A 19,411-nucleotide genomic window follows, 5' to 3' on the forward strand; every position below is an offset into this window, starting at 1 on the left:
ATTCGTCTGTGGGCCGAGTCGCCGACTCGCGAAGTTCATGCGCACCCGGCATTTGTGAATCTCTTCAGCCAAGGTGCGGGTGAGCCCATGTGCGCAGTCTGGGAGTCTTCAGATGGGTCGGTCCTCTTCCCATTTATCTTGCGAGACATACCACCGATTGGCTCGCCCACGGCCGACGCTGCCCTGAAGGACATCGTCAGTCCCTACGGCTATGGCGGCGCCTTCGTTTGGGGGACGATGGATGTAGAAGCTGCCGCCGAGTTGTTTTCGGACGCGTTCGACAAGTGGGCTTCGCAAAATCGCGTCGTATCCGAATTCGTGCGATTGAGCCTCTTCCCGAACTCAATACTCCCGTTTGACGGCGACACCTCTGTCAACCAGATGAATGTTGTTTGCGACCTTTCACTGGATGAAGAGGCACTCTGGATGGGTTTTGAGCACAAGGTTCGCAAAAACGTGAACCGTGCCCGAAAATCGGGGGTTACAGTGGTCGTCGATGAAGTCGGGGAGCGAGTCGACGACTTTGTGAGGATCTATGAGGGCACGTTGGATCGGCGTAGCGCGCGCGCAAACTACTACTTTGATATCGAATTCTTCAAGCGAGTGCACGAGCAACTGGGAGGGCAGTATGCGTACTTCCACGCGTTGCATGCTGGAGCAGTCGTTTCAACAGAGCTCGTTCTGCTTTCGGCCCAAACCGCATACTCATTCCTCGGTGGGACCGAGAGCACGGCGTTCGACCTTCGCCCCAATGACTTTCTCAAGTACGAAATCATCCGGTGGGTAAAAAACTCGGGTCGTCAATGGTTCGTGCTCGGAGGAGGGTATGAGCCTGATGACGGCATCTTTCGATACAAGAAGGCGTTTGCGCCGAACGGTATCCGGCCGTTCACGGTCGGGAGACGAGTCTTTGACACAAGAACGTATGAGCGACTGGTGGCTGCGCGCGACGCCGATGCAACTCGTCAGAAATCGTCTGGGTTCTTTCCGGAGTATCGATCATGAGCGTTACCCCGCATCCTGGGTCGGATCCTAGGGTTCGCGCCGAACTCACGATGTCAGACTCCGCCGACGCAGGCGGGCGCAAGTTTCCAACTCAAACAAGGCACAATTTGGAGGGCCACATTGATTGACGAAAGCTATGACGCAAAGAAGATTCTTGTTACGGGTGGGACTGGTTCGTTTGGGCACACCGTTACAAAGAAGCTGCTGTCCCGGAACGTCGGTGAGATCCGAATATTAAGTCGCGATGAAGCCAAGCAGGACCTCATGCGTCACGAGCTCAACGACCCTCGTGTTCACTTCTATATCGGTGACATTCGCGACTACACCAGCGTGGAACGCGCCATGAAGGACGTTGACTATGCCTTCCATGCGGCCGCGCTCAAGCAGGTACCGTCGTGCGAATTCTTCCCGATGGAGGCTGTGAAAACAAACGTCATAGGCAGTGAGAACGTCGTGCGCGCAGCCGAGTATTCTGGCGTTCGGTCGCTGGTGTGCCTCAGCACCGACAAAGCCGTGTATCCCGTCAACGCCATGGGAATGAGCAAGGCGATGATGGAAAAGATTGCACAATCGCATGGTCTGAATAACCCGAACGCAGGGACGATTGTCTCGTGCGTTCGTTACGGTAATGTCATGTATTCAAGAGGATCCGTCATTCCATTGTTCATCCGACAGCTCAAGTCGGGCCAGCCGCTGACGGTAACCAACCCAGACATGACCCGATTTATGATGTCCCTCGCGAGTTCAGTAGATCTAGTTGAATTCGCATTCGCAAACGCGACCCAGGGCGACCTGTTCATTCGGAAGGCGGCGGCATGCACCATCGGAGACCTCGCCCGAGCGATTGCCAACCTCTTCCACGTCGATGCAGACATTCGGGTGATCGGCACGCGGCACGCGGAGAAAGTTTCCGAAGCCCTCGCGAGTCGTGAAGAACTCGCGCGCGCGCAGGACATGGGAGACTACTTTCGCATCTCAGCGGACAAGCGTGATCTGAACTATGACGCGTATTTCGACCGAGGCGACACAAAACAGGCACAGTTCCGCGACTATGACTCACACACGGTGGAGCGCCTTACTGTCGGCCAAGTCGAGGACCTTTTACTCACATTGCCGAAGGTGCGGAAGGAACTTGAAATTGCCGGACATCCAGTAGAGCAGCGGAGCTGACCGTGCAATCCATCGCAATGACCGGAGCCAATGGCTTTCTTGGCTGGCACACAAGGGCTGCCGCGCTGTCGCAGGGCACGATCGTGCGGTCAATTCCCGTCGGTGATGAGTTCAGCATCAGTGACGCTGCGCAGAGTATCAGCGGCGCCTCCCGTTTGGTGCATATCGCCGGTGTAAACCGAGCGACCGATGAGGAGGTCGTCGCGGGGAACCGACATTTCGCAGAGCAGATCGCGAGCGCACTTCGAGTTGCACCAGCGCCGCCGCCAAGGGTTGTGTTCGCGAATTCCACGCAAGCTGGCAACGGTTCGGCCTACGGAGAGGCTAAGAGAGTCGCGTCGGGCATACTTGGCACCGCGGCTGAAGACGTTGGCGCCCAGTTTGTCGACGTTGTTTTGCCCAACTTGTTTGGAGAACACGGCGTTCCGTTCTACAACTCCGTTGTGGCGACATTTTGCCATTTGCTCGCGTCACGGGGCGTGCCCTCGGTCGAACAAGATCGAGATTTGACCCTGATGCATGCTCAGGATGCCGCTGACCTCATGCTTGGAGTGATCGCTGACGCCGCGGCGCCGATACAGCACGCCAATGTTTCAACCGTGCTCGAACGGCTTACTGTGATGGCCACCAGTTATGCGATTGGCGACATTCCGGACATTTCCGCCAAATTTGACCGAGATCTCTTCAACACCTATCGTTCGTTCGCTTTCGCCTCACAGTCGCCAATTGCACTGAAGCGGCACGCCGACGACCGTGGTTCATTCTTTGAGATTGTGCGTTCACACGGCGGGTCCGGGCAGAGTTCGTTTTCAACGACAGTTCCTGGAGTTAGTCGCGGTGACCATTATCACCGGCGCAAAATTGAGCGATTCACAGTCTTAGCTGGCGAGGCCACTATTTCCCTGCGTCGGCTGTTCAGTGAAAAAGTGCACGCATTCGCGGTCTCCGGGGAGCGACCTCAGGCCATCGATATGCCGACCATGTGGGCACATAACATCGTCAATACCGGTGCGTCAGAGTTGTACACCTCATTTTGGGCAAACGAAATATTCGATCCCGTCAACCCTGACACCTTCGCGGAGGCGGTATGAGTCACCACACCAAGCTCAAGGTCCTGACGGTCGTAGGTACCCGGCCAGAGATCATCAGACTTGCACCGACCATCAAACGCTTGGATCGGTTCACCGAGCACGTGCTCGTGCACACCGGACAGAACTATGACTACGAATTGAACGAAGTTTTCTTCGAGGATCTCGGGCTGCGGCGACCAGACCACTTTCTTGAGGCGGACACGAGTTCGCTCGGCGCAGTGCTCGGCTCCATCTTGACCAAGGTGGAGCGAGTGCTGCTTCAGGAGCGGCCCGATGCAATGGTGGTCTTGGGTGATACCAACAGTTGTATTTCAGCCCTTATGGCTCGCAGAATGAAGATTCCGGTCTATCACATGGAGGCGGGCAACCGGTGCTTCGACGAGAACGTACCGGAAGAAGTTAACCGGCGAATGGTGGACCATGTTGCTGATTACAACCTCGTATACACGGAGCACGCGCGGCGGAACCTTCTCGCGGAGGGCATCCATCCTTCGCACATTTTGCTAACCGGATCGCCGATGCGGGAGGTACTCGACGGAAACACGGCTGCCATCGCCGCGAGCGATGTCGTCGAACGGCAGGGGCTCAACGACGGGCAGTACTTTCTGGTCAGCTTGCATCGCGAAGAGAATGTAGACAACCCAGAACGGTTGGCGTCCGTACTGGATGCGCTTGGGCAGCTTGCCGTCGAATACGAATTGCCTGTTCTCGTCTCGACGCATCCGAGAACTCGCCATCGGCTGGAAAGGCAGCCAGACCATTTGAAGGACGGGCTGACATTCCATCCGCCTTTTGGATTCAACGATTATGTCAAGCTTCAGCAGTCGGCGAAGTTGGTTTTATCAGACAGCGGAACCATTAGCGAGGAGTCGAGCATCTTGCGATTTCCCGCAGTTACGCTTCGCGATTCCATAGAGAGACCTGAAGCGCTCGATACGGCAGCTATTCTCCTTACGGGAGTCAGTGCCGAGTCAGTAAGCGACTGCGCACGAGTTCTGCTCGCAACGTGGGCAACCGACGGCCCAGCCAGCGTGCCATTTGAATACGAGATCTCCGATGCATCGCGGCGCGTCGTAAACTTCATTCTTTCGACCGCACGAAGCCACCACCTGCGCACCGGAATCAGAAAGAGCTGACGCTTCTGTCCAAACAATGCCGCGTAATCTCGGCAACACACACGCAACGGCGCACCGACCTTGGATCAGAGGATAGCTCTCCACCGAGTGCGCTTTTGCCTTTGGAACGTGTGGTGATTTATCTCGGCGCTGCACTAGCCGCAGTAGTCGGTCTTGACGCCACGAATCCGAGAAGGCGCAGTCGCCTTCGCCGTCCGTCGCGCGTGTTGGCTATCCTGCGGTCGCTCGGGGCCGTGATTTACCTCGGCAACAGGCAAGAAGCTCGCATCGAATGCACTAATGCTGCAGCGAGCTTTGAACCTAATCCAGTAGTTACTTTGTCATCCGGCGAAACGTTCTCGTGGGGCGACGCGGTCGCACAATTTCGTCCAACTATCGGTGTTATCGGCTCCTCCAAGGAGCTAGACGTCTCATTCGTTGCCTCAGAAGCGGCGAGCGTTCCACCGTTGGCAAGCGACAAGGTCCGATATTGGTCGACAATTCATGCATGGCTGACACCCGATCTCGCATCCTCCCGGGCGGTGCTGTTCATGGGAGGTTTCGGGCGGCTCATGGCGCGAATGTGGATCGGCATGCGATACGAGCCTCACCCGCTGTCGCTTGCGCTCTTGGTCATGCGGCAATCGCAGTCGTTTGCATCGCCGAAAACAACCAATCATGGCCTCCAGATACGTTGAGCTTGGATTTGGAACGCTATTGGTGATCGATCGTGCTGGACGGCTCCTCGGAGGTGGTTTCCTATGAAAGGACAAAGACACGCAATGAATGCGCCTCGGCCTCGGGTCATACAGCATTCATTTGGTTCACTTGGTTCGGGCGGCCCAATCGGCGCGCTAGGAAGAATACTGCGATCTGACCTTGCTGAGTCTTTTGAGTTTCGCCATGTGCAGCAGTCGAAGGCGGCGGGCGGTATTAGCCTGCGGCTGATCCGCCGGATGGCCGGCGAAATGCATGACTTTCATCCGGACATGGCTCATATTCGGGGACTAGGCAATGAGGGATTTCACGGCGTGCTCGCCGCGCGAATAGCCAGAGTACCGCGGATTCTGGTCTCAGTCCACGGGTCCGTCGGAGACGTAGTGGCTGGCCGTGGATCGCTTCGCCAACGGCTTGTATCGCGCATCCTCGAGCCGATCACATTGCGAATGGCTACCGATGTCGCCGTGGTGTGCGAAGCTGCGCTCCACAAGCCAATCCTGCGTCATGTCGGCCACAAGATGGTCGGTGTGGTGCCGAACGGGGTAGACATTCCGTCGATTTCGGCCACAGCACGAAATCAAACTAGGCGTGCGTTGGGGATTGCTTCCGATGACGTTGTCTTGATCATCGTAGCGCGGCTCGCACATGACAAAGGCCATGCTAATTTGTTTGAAGCGCTCGAGGCCCTTCCTTGTGCCTGTACGGAGAATACTCACGTTCTCATCGTCGGGGACGGTCCTGATTCACAATCGATTTCAATGCTCGCAGAGCAACTAGAAAGCGTGCGAGCGCATATGCTTGGACGGCGTCTGGACGTCGATAGTTTGCTCGCGGCTTCGGACGCGTTCGTCCTTCCCAGCCTGCACGAGAACATGTCAAATGCGCTTCTTGAAGCAATGGCCGCCGGGCTACCGGTCGTCAGCACTGCCGTTGGCGGCACCACCGAGGTAGTTTCCCGCGGCGGTGGCATTTTAGTTCCCGCAGGCGACCCTAACGCGCTTCGTGAAGCTCTCGAGCCGATACTGACGGATGCCAACCTTCGAAAAGAGCTTGGCGCGCAGGCCAGGCTTGTTATCGAGCAGCACTACACCACCCGGCACATGACCGCTGCGCTGGCGAGTGCTTATCGGCGAGTTCTGGAGCGCGAACAAAAATGAACGCCAATCGTTCCGTGCCTGTGATCCTCCTTGGATTCACTGTGGATGACGATGTTGCTGCCGCGCTTTCGCAACGCAGCGCTGTGCTTGCCGTTCAGACGCACAATTTTGCCAAGAACTTGGTCCGCGCCCTCACGTCTACAGGTGTGCCGGTGAAGCTTATTTCGGTGTTGCCGATTCCAAATTATCCTGAGTACCCAAAGATCCTGATTCACTCCGGTGCTGTACATCAGGGCGGAGCCGCCGGCATATCGCTCGGATTCGTGAATCTGATGCTCCTCAAACATCTGACCCGCTTCTTTGCTTGCATTACTCGCGGGCGCCGCTACGTGGGTAGGGTAAATCCAAAGGTCGTCATTGTCCACGGGGTTCATAGCCCCTTTCTGCTTTTCGCGAGCGTATTGCAAAAGTCACTTAGCACGCGAACATGTTTGATAATGACCGACCCACCCGGAGTTGTGCGCGAGATCGACGGCGTCGTGTCGCGGGCGCTGAAACGAATCGATCGAGTGATTGTCACGCGGCTGGCATCCAGATTTGACGGCGTGATTGCGCTCACCCCCCAGCTCGCGCGCGATTTTGCTCCGGGTGTCCCGGCACTGGTGATGGAAGGGTTCGCGGATGCTGGACTCGCCTTGCCAAGTCCGCTTCAGCGAAGTCGAGGGCGGGAACAACGAGTCTCTTACGCTGGTGGCATTAGTGAAGACTATGGTGTCCGGAACCTAGTGCTTGCCTTCATGCAGATCGAGGACGCCAAACTCCGCTTGGATTTATTCGGACGTGGCCCACTAGAACCATGGGTTCAGCAGAAATGCAGAGACGATCGTCGAATACGGTACCACGGCGCGCTTCCGCATGATCAAGTTATTGGGGAGTTGAGGCGATCTCAGATCTTGGTGAACGCGAGGCCCGCCCACCAATCGTTCGTTCAATATTCATTCCCCTCTAAACTGCTTGAGTACATGGCGCTTGGGGTTCCCGTGGTCACGACTCGATTGGCCGGTATACCACGCGATTACTACCCATATCTCGAGCTTGTCGATGACGACTCAGTTGACGCTCTGACGAGAGCAATCCTCGCTGTCCGAACAGCTCCTGTGGATTGCGCCCATCGAGCACGGCTTGCTCAAGAATACGTCCTCGCGAAGAAGTCGATTACTGCGCAGGGTGAGCGGATTGAGAGGTTCCTGTCGCAGATAGCTGGCGTGGACTTGCGCGACACCGCTTAGTGGAGCGGCACAATCAGGAACGCTGAGACACCCATCCACGGATAGATGTCGCGGTCCTTATGATAGCGATCGTGAAGAACCGCCGGCATATGGTACTTGCTGAGCCGGAACACGGCCGACCATGGTGCGGCGCCTGTAGGCATAGGTGGCTCCCGCAGCATAGAGTCGCGGTGCAGGCTGGTTGCGTTGCGTCAACCGTTGCGAGAAAATCGGTCGGACGTTTGCGGCATGCATGCGCTCCGCCTCGAATGCGACGCCCATATCCGATCGGGATCGCCACCTTCACAGGTCACCAGAGCGGCCCAGAACGGTTCTTGCCGTGATGTCGACCTCGATGCTGGAGGCTGCTTACTGTCAGAACGTGCTGATGGTTAAGGACCTGAAGCCCGACTTCAGCTGCGAACATAGCGGGTCGCCGTCGCCATAGGAGGTCGCTTCGCTTGAGCTCCTGTGAGGATTCTGATTACCGTATCGAAATACAATCCAAATCCCCGAAGGGTCACCGGTCGGCACTTTCCGATGACCGCTGACACAGCGCCCCTTCGATAACGCTGATACTCGGTGACCGCGATCGCGCGGCGCCGTTGCCTGACGGCACCATTGAGCCGATTTTCATTCGGTGGTAGCTGCGGAATCTGCCACATGCGTAAAGGCCGCCGAATCGCGCAAACGCACGAGAAAGGCATGTAACGAATCACCATACTTCTCCGGTGAGAAATGGCCGCGCGCAGTTGACGCTATCGTCTCGGCATCGTAGTCGTATTGGGTGGTGATCATTGCCGAGACGGCTTGGGCGAGCGCGTCAGTTGATGCATCGGCCAGCACTTTTGCGTTCACTCCATCGGTCAGATAATCGGATAGATCGCTAGACATGTTAGTCATCACTGGTGTACCGAGAATGAGACTTTCTGCGACCTTGGATGGGAACCCCGCTCGCGTATATCTTTCGTCCTCGCGTTGCAAAACGGAAAAATGACTGTGGGCCACGACTTCGCGTGCTTGGTCTGCTGAGACGCGGCCATGAAACTGCAGACTGGGGTGATCAATTGAGACCGCAGCGTCCCGACCGATTAGCGAGGCCGCGACGTGTCTATCCACGCCAACTATGTCGATTCGGAGTTCAGTTTGACGTACTTCGAGATCTCGGCACATTAGCACCAAGTTGCGGACGGTCCGTTTGTCCTTTTGGCCAGGACTTCCAACGTAACACAAAGATAGCGGGCGATCTGGGAGGTGCGCACGACCCCGATCGATTCCGACACTAAAAAGCGGTGGAACTCTAAGGGTGGGCGATCCTTGGTGCGCAAAATGCTGCTCAAGGTAACGGCTGATGACAATGACGCCGGATGCGCGGCGGGCCATCAAGCGCATGGAAATCGCATTCGCGACTGCGAATGGACCAAATCGACCGCCCGGGAGGTGCGACGACTTTTGCCATTCGACCGCATCGATCACGAGGGGAACATTGAGTCGTCGGGCCAATGGGATCAGTCTGAGAAGATAACCCAGGGATGTTCCGTACACCAGAATAGCGTCTGGCGGATCCTTCATCCGTTTGATCCACGAGCTCGTTGACGCTCCCCAACTCAGGCCGCGCCAGACTCTGTGAATTCGGCGCCACGCGGGGTCAGGTATTTCGGCGAGCAATGTAAAGCTCTCAGCCATCTCGGGTTGAGCTAGCCCACTTCGGTTCGGTCGACCGCCGGATCCAATCTGCACCTGGTCGCCCGCGTGGCGCAAGGCTCCCGCAATACCACTCATGCGTTGAGCATTGGCCGATGACGACGGATAATCGACGGGTCCAACATAGACTAGGCGAAGGGGTTGCTGACGAGGTTCTGATTCAAGCGCCACCTACAAGCGCCACCTTTCGGATCGTTGCGCGATAGCCGAGGACGGCTGCAGGGACAAGGAACGCAGAGTATGCGAGGATTCCGGCGAGAGGGATGCCTGCTAGCCCGAAGAGCGGGTAGAGCAATATTTTGAGCGGGATGGACACGAGCGCGAATAACGCCCAACCTGCGTACTGGTATCGAAGTAGACCTACGCTGTTCTGAACGCTGAAATACGGGGACGCAAAAGCCATGACCGTTGACCACAACACGAGGCTAAGAGCTAAGTCGAGTGGCACCGAATGGCCGTCCCCCAGCCACAGCGATGCGATGAGATCACGCCCGAAAGTCAGGACTAGTCCGCCGAACAATACGGAGCCGACCGACAACCAGACCATGGTCCGTGTGGTTCGTTTGACCCAATCGGTGTCTCCGCGAGCGAGTGCCTCGCCATTTGCCGGCCACAGCGGTAATGCTACGAGCGTGATGGCAAGCCCGAGCAACGAAAAGAGTTTTGTCGTAATCGAGTACTGAGCGACAGTCTTCAGGTCTGCTACATTCGCGACAATCAGATTGTCAGCGTTCAGGGACAATGAAGTAAGGATCGACAGGAAGAAGAACGCAAGCCCAATCCGAAGCAGCGATCCGGCGGCCCCGGAAGACGCAGCGCGGAGGCTCGGCATCACATCTCGGTGACCCAACAAGTAGTAGCAAATGTTATTTAAGAGGATCACACAGGGGCTGGCAAAAACGGCTGCTGCTATTACCAGCTCGTAACCGAGGTTCAAGTACGCGGCTGCATAGACGCTCAACACCGTAAAGACAGCGCCAGCTACCTGCCAGAGGTTACTTCTCCATGCCTGTTGAAATGCATACTGTACCCTCTGAACCAGCGACAGAGGGATCGTCAGTGCAAAGGCCGAAAGACACAGCCCGGCCACCAACTTGACTTTGGAAGAATCGAGGCCCGTGCTGTGACCTATGAATTGCGCCCAGTTCAGCGTTGGAACGACGATCCAGATTGCCGCAAGTAGGGCTAACGCGATTCCACCAAGAGTGACGTAGGCGGTGCTTATCAGGCGCTTTGCTTCGACTGAATCGCCCGACGCCACAGATGCCGCTAGTCGAGTGAGCAGTCCGTTACCAAGACCGAGATCGGCAAACATCGCCATCGAAGTGATCGACGCTACGATCATCCAAAACCCGAAGAGCTCTGAACCCAAGTAGTGCAGTGTTACTGGAATCGTTAGCAGCGGTGCTGCGAGGGTCAAGACCCGTGAGCCGAGGCCGGTCGCAATACCAAGAAAAAGGGCGTTAGTCCGCCTTTTCGCGACGGCACGCGTCTGATCGGTTCTCGGCGTCAACCTAATCCGGCTCAATAACGGGCCCCCGATTGATGGTGTCTTGCAAACGCCCCCCTGACCGCCGCCGTATGTACCAAGTCGTAGACTTCCCACGATACTGCCCCGATCCGGGTCTGGCCGATACCGTGGCGGAGCCGTTCCAGAATGTCTGCTGATGCTCCCGAATGTTCTATGTCGCACGATGCGCCGACGTAGGTACTCTACCTTGGTCGGTATACGGCGGCCTGCCAATAGGTTTACCATCTGATGCCTGTCGCTTGCCGCGGCAATCGATATTCAGCGTGCCACGGGCAAAGAATCTGAACTATTGGCAGCAATTTGAATCGCGCGGCGCCGTCAGTTTGGCCGGAACCAAACGGGCACGGCGTGACAGTAAATTACGGTAAGCTCGTGGCTTTCCGGTGCTCCACGTACCAGGCGAGAGTTTCCTCTAAGGCTGGCAGTAAAGCCGTGGGTTCTATGGTTGGGAACAGCTCACGGACGCGGCGGCCGTCAGCTTGTGACGCGTGCACATCGCCTATGCGCGGATCATCCATTTGCGCTTCGAGGCCGCGACCCAGGAGACCCTCTAGCAAGGAGATCAAATCGAGAAGCGTGGTCTGTGTGCCGTACGCGAGATTGACGGGATCTTGCGTATGAACTTGCGAGAGCACCGCTTCGTAGATTACGTCGCACACGGTTTTTACATAGGTGAAATCTCGTGACTGCGTCCCATCGCCATGAACAAGCAGAGGGTCTCCGGCGAGGGCCGCTTCGATAAATTTGGGGATGACCGCCGCATACGCGTGACCAGCTGCCTGTCCAGGGCCGAATACATTAAAGAAGCGGAAGGCCAGAGCCTTCATTCCGTACGAAAATCCGTACGCGAGCGCATACCCCTCTGCAGCCTGTTTGCTGACGGCATACGGGCTCATGGGTCGCGTCCAGTCAAACTCGCTTTTCGGCAGAGTTGGATTGCTGCCGTAGACCGAACTTGAAGATGCGACTACCACGTGTTCAATCCCTAGCGTGCGCCCAGCCTCGAGTACATTGAGCGTCCCGGTGGCATTTGCGTCGTGGCTTGGCCGCGGTGCCGCGACGGACCTAGGCACACTCGGGATAGCAGCCAAGTGCACAATCGAGTCTACGCCCGCCGCGACTTGAGCAAGTGTGTCTTGATCGAGTATCGAACCCTCGACGAACTTGACATCGGTGGACTTCAAGTTGGATCGAAATCCCGTGCTGAGGTCATCCAAGACGCGGACCTCGGTTTCCGGTTCGCGAGCATTGATGAGCTTGACCAGGTTTGAACCGATAAAGCCGGCACCGCCGGTGATGAGAATACGCATTGGTCTTCCTTGCCTAGATGAGCGTGGCTCTGCGACCGGTATGGGTTCGATCGCGCGAGTTAGGTGATCAGAGTTTCGTGACAGAGTGGCCGACCAGAACATTTTTGGTGTCCAGGATTGGCACGTTGCTAGACGTGAGGTCACGTAAGTCGAGATCGTCATGATCAGTAACCAAAATCGCAACATCTGCGCGCGCGACAGTCTCTTGCGTGAGTTCCACCGACTCCACGTCATGCGGCCAACGATTCGCCTCAACGTGGCCGTCGACGGCGAGTACCTTGGCACCGTACTCATGGAGCAATTCGACAAGCCGCAGAGAAGGCGCTTCGCGAATGTCGCCAGTATTCTTTTTGTAAGCGAGCCCCGCAATTAGAACGGTGGAGCCGTTTAGCGCTTTGCCGTTTGTGTTCAGTAATGTCATGAGACGTTGCACCACGTAGTCCGGCATGTGGTCGTTGACGTCGTTTGCTAGCTCCACAAAGCGGAAGTTCTTGCCTAGCTTCCGGCGAACCTGCCACGAGAGATAGCTCGGGTCTACAGGCAGGCAATGCCCTCCCACCCCCGGTCCGGGGGTGAACTTCATGTATCCAAAAGGCTTGGTACTCGCCGCCTCAATCGATTCCCATAGGTTCACCCCGAGTTGGTGCGCGAAGACGGTCAATTCGTTGACAAGTGCGATGTTCACGTGGCGGAACGTGTTTTCGAGCAGCTTGGTTAGTTCGGCTTCCTTAGGGGAGCTAACCGGAACGGTCTGGTTGACGAGGTCGTCATAGAACCCGCGGACATGCGCGAGCGACTCTTCGTTGAGCCCCGACACCACCTTCGGAGTATTGACGAAGCCCCACGTTTTGTTGCCGGGGTCAATTCGTTCAGGGCTATAGCCGACGAAGAAGTCCGTACCAGCGGTAAGCCCCGAACCCCCTTCGAGGATGGGGACCAGTAGTTCTTCCGTAGTGCCAGGATAGGTGGTTGATTCTAAGACGATCGTTGCGCCCTTCGTGAGGTGCTCTGCGAGCGATTTCGCGGATTCCTCTATAAAGGTCAGGTCGGGGAGGCTTTCACGCAGTGGCGTCGGAACAGTTATGACCGCGATGTCAAAGTCTGCCGCGTCGTCATAGTCAAAGGTGGAGAGGTAACGACCGGACGCGATTGCATTCTGTAACTGGTCCTGGCTGACGTCGTCAACGTACGACTTACCACGCAAGAGACTCTCGATGCGAGCCATATCAAGATCGATGCCCACAACGTCGTATCCCACTTCGACAGCACGCATTGCGACCGGCAATCCGACATATCCTTGTCCGACAATGACGGCTTTGTGGGGCTGTGCGATCATGAGATCCAATCCGTGTTCTATTGTGCGAAAGCGCATGTCAAAACTATCAGAATGGTGAATCCCGGTAATGCGACCGACAGTGACTGTTGCTTATCTGGGGCGCAACTGAGTCGTTGCGCACAGCCGGTCCGAGTGTTTCGGCGCTTGGCGGCCGGCCAGAGTAGCCTAGTCGTGGTGCGGGGCGGCCTGGCACACGGACTCCGCGCGGGCTGGCGAGAAGCGGCGGGACAGGGAGTCGACAAACTGCCACGGTCGGGGAAGTGGCATTGCTCCTTGATACGGACGAATTCGAACATCCTGCCGACGTGCGTTGCGGCCGCTGATCGATTCGCGCGCCGATCCTGGGTTTGATTGCACGCGGCCAGGCACGGACTAGGCTTCATCGTCGGCACGAAAGTATTGTCCGTGGTGAATCTGCGCAGAGCGCGACACAGTATCGGGAGCGCATACGGGTTCCGTCAGGCTGATGTATTTCCTGGGATATGTCGTCGTGGGGGGATTCAAACTGTCAGCATCAGCGCTCATCTATCTCCGCGTCGAGGAGGTCCTCGGGCAGACAGCGGAGGGCGTTGCCAGCACTACCCACTCGACGGGGTTACAGCTGCTGCGGTCAACAAGGGAATCCGGGAGAACATGGCTAGAGTAAGCCATGCCGCTGGCGATAGGTCCCATTGACCCGACAGATACATGGGGGAGCTCACAAGAAGAATTGCGCCCACGAGAAGTGACCGACGTCCTATTGTTAGCCCCTTTGTCGCTGGGACTAACGCACTGACATAAAGCCCCAGGAAGGTGAGGACACCTACCAGCCCGAGACCGGTCGCGAATTCCAAGATGACATTGTGCGTGGCAACCATCGTTGGGTCAACCGCTTGAAATCCCGCCGCACCGACGCCTGCAATGAAATGTTGAGAGAAAACTTCGCGAGCAAACGGCCAAATCGTCAACCGGCCGGCTAGATCGCCCGTTGACCGGACGGAAATTGAATCGATCTCGTGCAGCACGCCATCGGCGGCACCCGTAGCTATTGTCAGCGCGCAAACTGCCACCATAAGCCAAGCGGCCACAAGAGCACCCCTGACATGGTGAACCAGAATCCAAATGGCGAGTAATACGACCGCTATCTCTGCGCCCCGCGTATTGCTGTACCAGATGCTCACAACTAAGGGCAGGATGCAAACGGCTAACCCGATGCGCACGACCCGGACCCGATACACTGACCAAAGCAGAACGATGACAGCCAGTCCGACGGCAAGTGCGTACGACAGGTAGTTTATGTTGACGCCTTCTATTCCGGCGCGGCTAGTCGATAATTCTGGCGCGGCGAGGATATCCGGGTTCTGCACAAACAGCAGGTATGCGCCAATGAGGCACCCAACGAGATAGCCCCAAGCGATGATTACCAACTCTCGCTGACTTTTAATGGATCGAGTGGCCAAAAACAGCGCCGCAACCGCAAGTTGGTTCTTGATCGCCAATCCGGTTACGTCGGCATTGACGGCCCAGAGCTGAGATAGAACATACCAAAGAGTCAGTGCGATCATAAATACGTTCGGGGCATCTAGCCGGACCCACCGAAGCCGAGTCAGAAGGACCGCTCCGCAAATGGCAGCGCCCCACCGCAGAACGTAGTCGGGACTGCTAGCCGCAAACGCGGCGACGATCGCAATTATGATCGCGCGCCACTCCAACGTAGGCAGCTTGCGCTGACTGCCGACGTGCATGAGTGCCCGCTGAGGTAGTGTCGGAAATCTCGCACTCATACACGACACACTATCGGTCTTGTTCGCTGGCCAGGGCCGACTTGGCTACGTCCCCTGAAGTGGGAGGTCCAGAAACGTCCGCTGAAGAAGTCAGGGTGGAATCATTGCCCTATGAGCGGCGCAGGTGTTGCTGCCCGTGGATCCGAGGCTCCAAGCGGCCGTTCGGCGATACATGGTGGAGTTGAGACAGTTGAAGAGGACGTCGCGCCGAAATATACGACCCCGCTGGCCGACCTCATGGACCGCGCTGACGCGAATCCGCGCTTCCGACAAAACCGTTGAAGTCAGAGTTGCGGTGGGCGAACAGGGCCCGCTGGCAGCTGGTTGGTATCCGGATCGCGTGGATCCCTCGCTAGCACATTGGTGGGATGGCACACATTGGACGCTGGCGACGCAGGAGCGCGCTCATGTGACTGGAAGCGCGTCCGAACAGCGTCGCAAAGGCCGCCTTGGATTCGCCACCTGGCTCGGATTCGGCCTGTCGGCTTTCGCAATCATCGTGGGCTCCGTCAGCGGAGGGTTCGGTGGAATGCTTTTGACAGCGGGGCTCATCGCGCTGGGCACCGCAATATACGCACTCACGACCAGGCGTTCGTCGTGGCTGCACCTACCCACGGCGCACGTAACCGTGGCGAGCTTGTCGATCGCAGCGCTGATGTTGACAGGGTTCGGCTCGATCCTTTTCGGCGCGACGCATTCCCCTGTCGAAGCTCCGGTAACAATGGTCACGCCCAGCGCGAGCCCGAAGTCCGAGGCCCCGCTGGTTGTTGTGCAGCCGGAAGCGCCAGCATCCGTAGTCGAGACAAGCGCACCGGTCACGCGACCAACCGCGCTAGCGGCTTTGGCCGCGCTCGCAATCAAGGGGCGCGCTCCGATGACTGGGTATCAAAGGACTACTAATTTCGGAGTCGGGTGGCTTGATGTCGACCGGAACGGATGTGACACGAGAAACGACATTCTGGCTAGAGACCTATCAAAGCTTCAGCGGTCCGGGTCGTGCAAGGTGCTGTCTGGCGTACTCGACGATCCGTACACGGGTTAAACACTCGATTTCATTCGCGGCAACACGACGTCGACGGCTGTGCAGATCGACCACATTGTGGCGCTCGGCGACGCATGGCAAACGGGGGCCCAGCAGCTCACCCAAGCCCAGCGGGTCAGCCTGGCAAATGACCCGCTCAACCTCGTCGCGGTCGCGGGATTTGCGAACGAGCAGAAAAGCGATCAGAACGCGGCGTCGTGGCTTCCCGCCAACAAGGGATTTCGCTGCAAATATGCGGCCTTTCAAATTTCGGTGAAGACCACTTATGGGCTGTGGGTTAAACAACCGGAGCATGACGCTCTTGCTCGTGTCCTCGGGAGCTGCCCTGAGCAGGTTACGTATGCGTCTCCTTTTGCACCGTTGCCATCGACAGCGACGTCAGCCCCCTTGCCATCCGCGGATCCGTCGCCTGTTGCATCGCCGCAGCCTTCTGCACCGGTGACTCCTGCTCCGGTTGTTCCGGCGCTGCCCGCGGCTCCTGTGGCTCCGCCAGCCCCACCGGCGCCGGCTAACATCGTGCATCCGGGCGCGTTCTGTGCGCCGCCTGGTGCGACGGGGGTGACCAGCGCAGGGACACCTATGGTTTGTGGGGTCACAGCAAACAGTCCGACTCGAGCGCGGTGGCATCAACAGTGACTTCTGAAAGGCATCGTCGGGACTCTGCACTGCTTGGTCAATTCTCGCGTGCGCAATTTGCGGGACACCGACTTCTTGAGGAGGTCCGCCTAACTAGCAGGGAACGAATTGTGGCCCGTTGGTCCGCAGCATCGAGCGCTTCTTAACGATTGGGTACTGGGGTGCCATCGGCGTTGAGGCTGAGCGCCGTCTGCCCTGTTAGACGACAAAAGAAGTAAAGTTCCCGCGAAAGTACCTGGCGTTCATGCTCCGCGTGGTGGATGGCTGGCTACACGACCATCCAGACGACTACTTCGACGACCTGCGCTTTCGGGCTGATGCAACGCCACTGGGGCGCCGCGTCGACGTAGTTCTGCACCTATTGCGCAATAGAAGGACCGGCATCAACACCTGGGCTCCGGTGTCCACACCTACGCAGTCAACGACCGCATCGTTTATCACACGATCTGGCTAGAGACTGGCATCGCCAACATGCGCGAACATGCGGGGCTCGGACTCGAACCGCGGCTGTTAGCGTGAGCTGAACCTCTGGGGTCTACCGGCAATTCTGAGCGACCCGGGATCGACATGCCCTGTGGCGCTCATACGGTCGAACACTCAGCGAAGCGGTGCCCCTCTAGCGGTGGGAAGCTGAGGCCATGCGGCGCGGGGGGCGCTCTCGGCAGCGTGTAGCCTGTGACGATAATTCGCGGGCCTAAGAGAGTTGGTGTCGAGGCATCCTCGGAGTTGGATTTTAATGAGCGGCTGCTGGTTCGTGACGTTGCGTGTGATCAACTGGTTGTGGGACGGTTGAGCAGTAGTGTGCGACTATTTCAGCGGCCGGTTGTCCTGCCAGCGGAGCGCATGAATTCGGCCGCTGGGAATTTACTTCGTGACGAGATCCGGGATTGGTCCAGGGCTCGCAGGCGCGGCATCGGAATAGCGCTGGTCGCGGTCACAACGCTGGTGCATGGGAGATCGGCTGGAATGGCTCGACCCCATATATACCCGCTTTTACGGTAGTTGAACGCGCCTGAGGGATTGGCGATAGGCCGTCAGACCAAATCACCGAGTCGGTCGAGGAGGTTCTGCGCGAGTTCGAGGTCTGGTCGGAGGTCGCGGTCGTGGTCGTCGGCCGGCAACTCCTGCAACACGTTCCATGCGGAGGCCAGGGTTTCTGATGGCAGGTCGGCGGCGGAGGCTCCTTGCTGGCGCAGCACGCGTACTGCGATCAGTGCCTCACACGCGAGGAGGATGCGGAGTGCACGCACAGAACGCTCCAATTGGCTGATCGCCAAGGGCGCGAAGCTGGCATCTTCCTCGGTTCCTCGTGACAGGGACACCGTTGTCAGCGAGGCGGGTTGTGCACTGGCGTGCAGATCGCCGATCGCGGCTCCGGCGACGTATTCGACCATCATGATGCCTGATGAGCCGGGCTGTCCGGCGGCAAGAAATGGTCGCATCCCCGTGTAGTCGGGTTCGCTCATCAGCCGAATGCGGGACAGGGTCACGGGTGTTTGAGCGGCCAAGGCGATCGCCAGCGTGTCCGCTTTCAGTGCGAGGGCGACCTGGTGGAAACCCCCGTGGTGGATCACGGCGTCGTTCGTGAAGAGGGGATTCTCCTGTGCCGTGTTCGTCAGTGCGATGACGATTGTTTCGAGTTGGTCGAGTGCGTCTGCCGCGGGGGCCAGGGTGAGCGGGAAGGCTCTCAGCGCGTACGGGTCCTGGATGCGCGCCGGTTGGTCGGCATCCCCGACGATGGTGCGAAGGGTGGCGCAGGTCGGCACGAGCTGCGGGGACGCGCCCGCGATGGCCGCAGCCTGGCTGAACGGTGACGGGTTGCCGCGCAGGGCCGTGAAGCTGAGACCGAACACGACGATTGAGGCGCGGCTGAGCGCGCGCAATTCGTCGATGACCAGGCATGCCCGCCCGATCGTCAGCGCACTGCTACTCATGAACGGGAGTGCACTATCGGTAGACCAACGCGGCATCGGTTGAAGCGGGGCGGTAGCGGGCCGTTCGCCCATCAGGGTGAGCGCGGTGCCGGCAAGTGCTGCAAGGTCGGCTGTTCCGACGGAGTTGAACTCGAGCACGGTGGGGAGTGCGTCGGTGTCGAGCATGCGTTGCACGCCGTCCAGGATGTCGACCTGAATGCCCGAGCCCGGAATGCTGAGCTGGGCGAGGCGCACGGCGAGCATCGCGCGCACGGCCACGGCCGGAAGCGGATTGCCGGCATCGATCGCGTGGCTACGCAGCAGCCGAAGCCCGTGCTCGGCATCCGTCGTGTCAACAGAAGTTGTGCGATTCGCACCCACGCCCGTCGTGCGGCCGTAGGTGGGAACCCGCGCAGCCAATTCCTGCGCGTGGTCGTGCATGTGCCGCACCCGCTGACGCGTCGCGTCAGGCACAACCGGATGCTCGTGGTCACGCGCCACCGAAACGATGTCAGCGACACTAATTTCCCCGTCGAATTCGATCACAACCAACCTCCGTGTCGGTAACGCTTCCAGTCGTAATTACAAAAGATGTCAATCACATATTGCTATCTGGTGGCAATTGTATTTTACTAGGTGAAACAAACATGTTCTAGCTCGATTCGGAAATCCACGAAATAACCGGACCTGCTCTGTGCAACATCGCATTG

General features: G+C 57.9%; 14 protein-coding genes and 2 pseudogenes. 9 read left to right on the forward strand and 7 right to left on the reverse strand.

Going from position 1 to position 19,411, the window contains the following annotated elements; genetic code table 11:
• Positions 1-54 precede the first annotated feature (54 nt).
• The 6 genes from QU604_RS05810 to QU604_RS05835 all read left to right on the forward strand — a co-directional run bounded on the left by QU604_RS05810 (position 55) and on the right by QU604_RS05835 (position 7,487).
• Positions 55-1,005 carry a GNAT family N-acetyltransferase gene (locus QU604_RS05810; RefSeq protein WP_308467869.1) on the forward strand — a complete coding sequence of 317 codons (951 nt, stop codon included), beginning with the start codon at positions 55-57 and terminating at the stop codon, positions 1,003-1,005.
• A 120-nt stretch (positions 1,006-1,125) separates the two neighbouring features.
• Positions 1,126-2,175: a polysaccharide biosynthesis protein gene (locus QU604_RS05815; protein ID WP_308467870.1), complete on the forward strand. Its 1,050-nt coding sequence runs from the start codon at positions 1,126-1,128 to the stop codon at positions 2,173-2,175.
• A gap of 2 nt (positions 2,176-2,177) precedes the next feature.
• Positions 2,178-3,266, forward strand: coding sequence for a polysaccharide biosynthesis C-terminal domain-containing protein (locus QU604_RS05820; RefSeq protein ID WP_308467871.1), 1,089 nt, complete (start codon positions 2,178-2,180; stop codon positions 3,264-3,266).
• Positions 3,263-4,402, forward strand: a complete 1,140-nt coding sequence (wecB, locus tag QU604_RS05825) for a non-hydrolyzing UDP-N-acetylglucosamine 2-epimerase (RefSeq protein WP_308467872.1) — start codon at positions 3,263-3,265, stop codon at positions 4,400-4,402. The genes QU604_RS05820 and wecB overlap by 4 nt, the downstream gene beginning before the upstream one ends.
• Before the next feature lie 884 nt (positions 4,403-5,286).
• Positions 5,287-6,258, forward strand: a complete 972-nt coding sequence (locus tag QU604_RS05830; protein ID WP_308467873.1) for a glycosyltransferase — start codon at positions 5,287-5,289, stop codon at positions 6,256-6,258.
• Between the two features lie 41 nt (positions 6,259-6,299).
• Positions 6,300-7,487, forward strand: a complete 1,188-nt coding sequence (locus QU604_RS05835) for a glycosyltransferase family 4 protein (RefSeq protein ID WP_308467874.1) — start codon at positions 6,300-6,302, stop codon at positions 7,485-7,487.
• 612 nt (positions 7,488-8,099) lie between these two features.
• On the opposite strand, the gene QU604_RS05840 is transcribed toward QU604_RS05835, so the two are convergent.
• The 5 genes from QU604_RS05840 to QU604_RS05860 all read right to left on the reverse strand — a co-directional run bounded on the left by QU604_RS05840 (position 8,100) and on the right by QU604_RS05860 (position 14,891).
• Positions 8,100-9,248, reverse strand: a complete 1,149-nt coding sequence (locus tag QU604_RS05840; protein ID WP_308467875.1) for a glycosyltransferase — start codon at positions 9,246-9,248, stop codon at positions 8,100-8,102.
• An 82-nt stretch (positions 9,249-9,330) separates the two neighbouring features.
• Positions 9,331-10,590, reverse strand: coding sequence for a lipopolysaccharide biosynthesis protein (locus tag QU604_RS05845; RefSeq protein WP_308467876.1), 1,260 nt, complete (start codon positions 10,588-10,590; stop codon positions 9,331-9,333).
• Between the two features lie 470 nt (positions 10,591-11,060).
• Positions 11,061-12,011: an NAD-dependent epimerase/dehydratase family protein gene (locus QU604_RS05850; protein WP_308467877.1), complete on the reverse strand. Its 951-nt coding sequence runs from the start codon at positions 12,009-12,011 to the stop codon at positions 11,061-11,063.
• 67 nt (positions 12,012-12,078) lie between these two features.
• On the reverse strand, positions 12,079-13,347 hold the full coding sequence (locus QU604_RS05855) for a nucleotide sugar dehydrogenase (protein WP_308467878.1): 1,269 nt from the start codon (positions 13,345-13,347) through the stop codon (positions 12,079-12,081).
• Between the two features lie 578 nt (positions 13,348-13,925).
• Positions 13,926-14,891, reverse strand: coding sequence for an O-antigen ligase family protein (locus tag QU604_RS05860; protein ID WP_308467879.1), 966 nt, complete (start codon positions 14,889-14,891; stop codon positions 13,926-13,928).
• Positions 14,892-15,282: 391 nt separating this feature from the next.
• On the opposite strand from QU604_RS05860, the pseudogene QU604_RS22165 reads away from it, so the two are divergent.
• From QU604_RS22165 to QU604_RS05870, 3 genes and pseudogenes are all read left to right on the forward strand, one after another.
• A pseudogene (locus QU604_RS22165) lies at positions 15,283-15,504 on the forward strand (DUF2510 domain-containing protein); the annotation flags it as partial.
• Between the two features lie 15 nt (positions 15,505-15,519).
• Entirely contained in the window at positions 15,520-16,152 is a 633-nt protein-coding gene (locus QU604_RS05865) for a hypothetical protein (RefSeq protein ID WP_308467880.1), read from the forward strand.
• Positions 16,153-16,191: 39 nt separating this feature from the next.
• Positions 16,192-16,452 (forward strand): annotated as a pseudogene (locus tag QU604_RS05870) (HNH endonuclease family protein); the annotation flags it as partial.
• Between the two features lie 34 nt (positions 16,453-16,486).
• Here QU604_RS05870 and QU604_RS05875 read toward each other — a convergent pair.
• Both QU604_RS05875 and QU604_RS05880 read right to left on the reverse strand, forming a co-directional pair.
• The gene (locus tag QU604_RS05875; RefSeq protein WP_308469027.1) at positions 16,487-16,651 is read right to left on the reverse strand and encodes a hypothetical protein; all 165 of its coding nucleotides are present in this window, start codon (positions 16,649-16,651) and stop codon (positions 16,487-16,489) included.
• Between the two features lie 1,171 nt (positions 16,652-17,822).
• Positions 17,823-19,247, reverse strand: a complete 1,425-nt coding sequence (locus QU604_RS05880) for an aromatic amino acid lyase (RefSeq protein ID WP_308467881.1) — start codon at positions 19,245-19,247, stop codon at positions 17,823-17,825.
• Positions 19,248-19,411 lie beyond the last annotated feature (164 nt).

It is taken from the genome of Rathayibacter sp. SW19 (assembly GCF_030866825.1).
In the GTDB taxonomy this organism is placed as follows: domain Bacteria; phylum Actinomycetota; class Actinomycetes; order Actinomycetales; family Microbacteriaceae; genus Rathayibacter_A; species Rathayibacter_A soli.

Excerpts from the sequence above, each read along its gene's own strand:
- wecB (WP_308467872.1), top strand. The coding sequence starts at position 3,263 with ATGAGTCACCACACCAAGCTCAAGGTCCTGACGGTCGTAGGTACCCGG.
- QU604_RS05840 (WP_308467875.1), bottom strand. The coding sequence starts at position 9,248 with ATGAGTGGTATTGCGGGAGCCTTGCGCCACGCGGGCGACCAGGTGCAG.
- QU604_RS05850 (WP_308467877.1), bottom strand. The coding sequence starts at position 12,011 with ATGCGTATTCTCATCACCGGCGGTGCCGGCTTTATCGGTTCAAACCTG.
- QU604_RS05855 (WP_308467878.1), bottom strand. The coding sequence starts at position 13,347 with ATGATCGCACAGCCCCACAAAGCCGTCATTGTCGGACAAGGATATGTC.
- QU604_RS05860 (WP_308467879.1), bottom strand. The coding sequence starts at position 14,891 with ATGATCGCACTGACTCTTTGGTATGTTCTATCTCAGCTCTGGGCCGTC.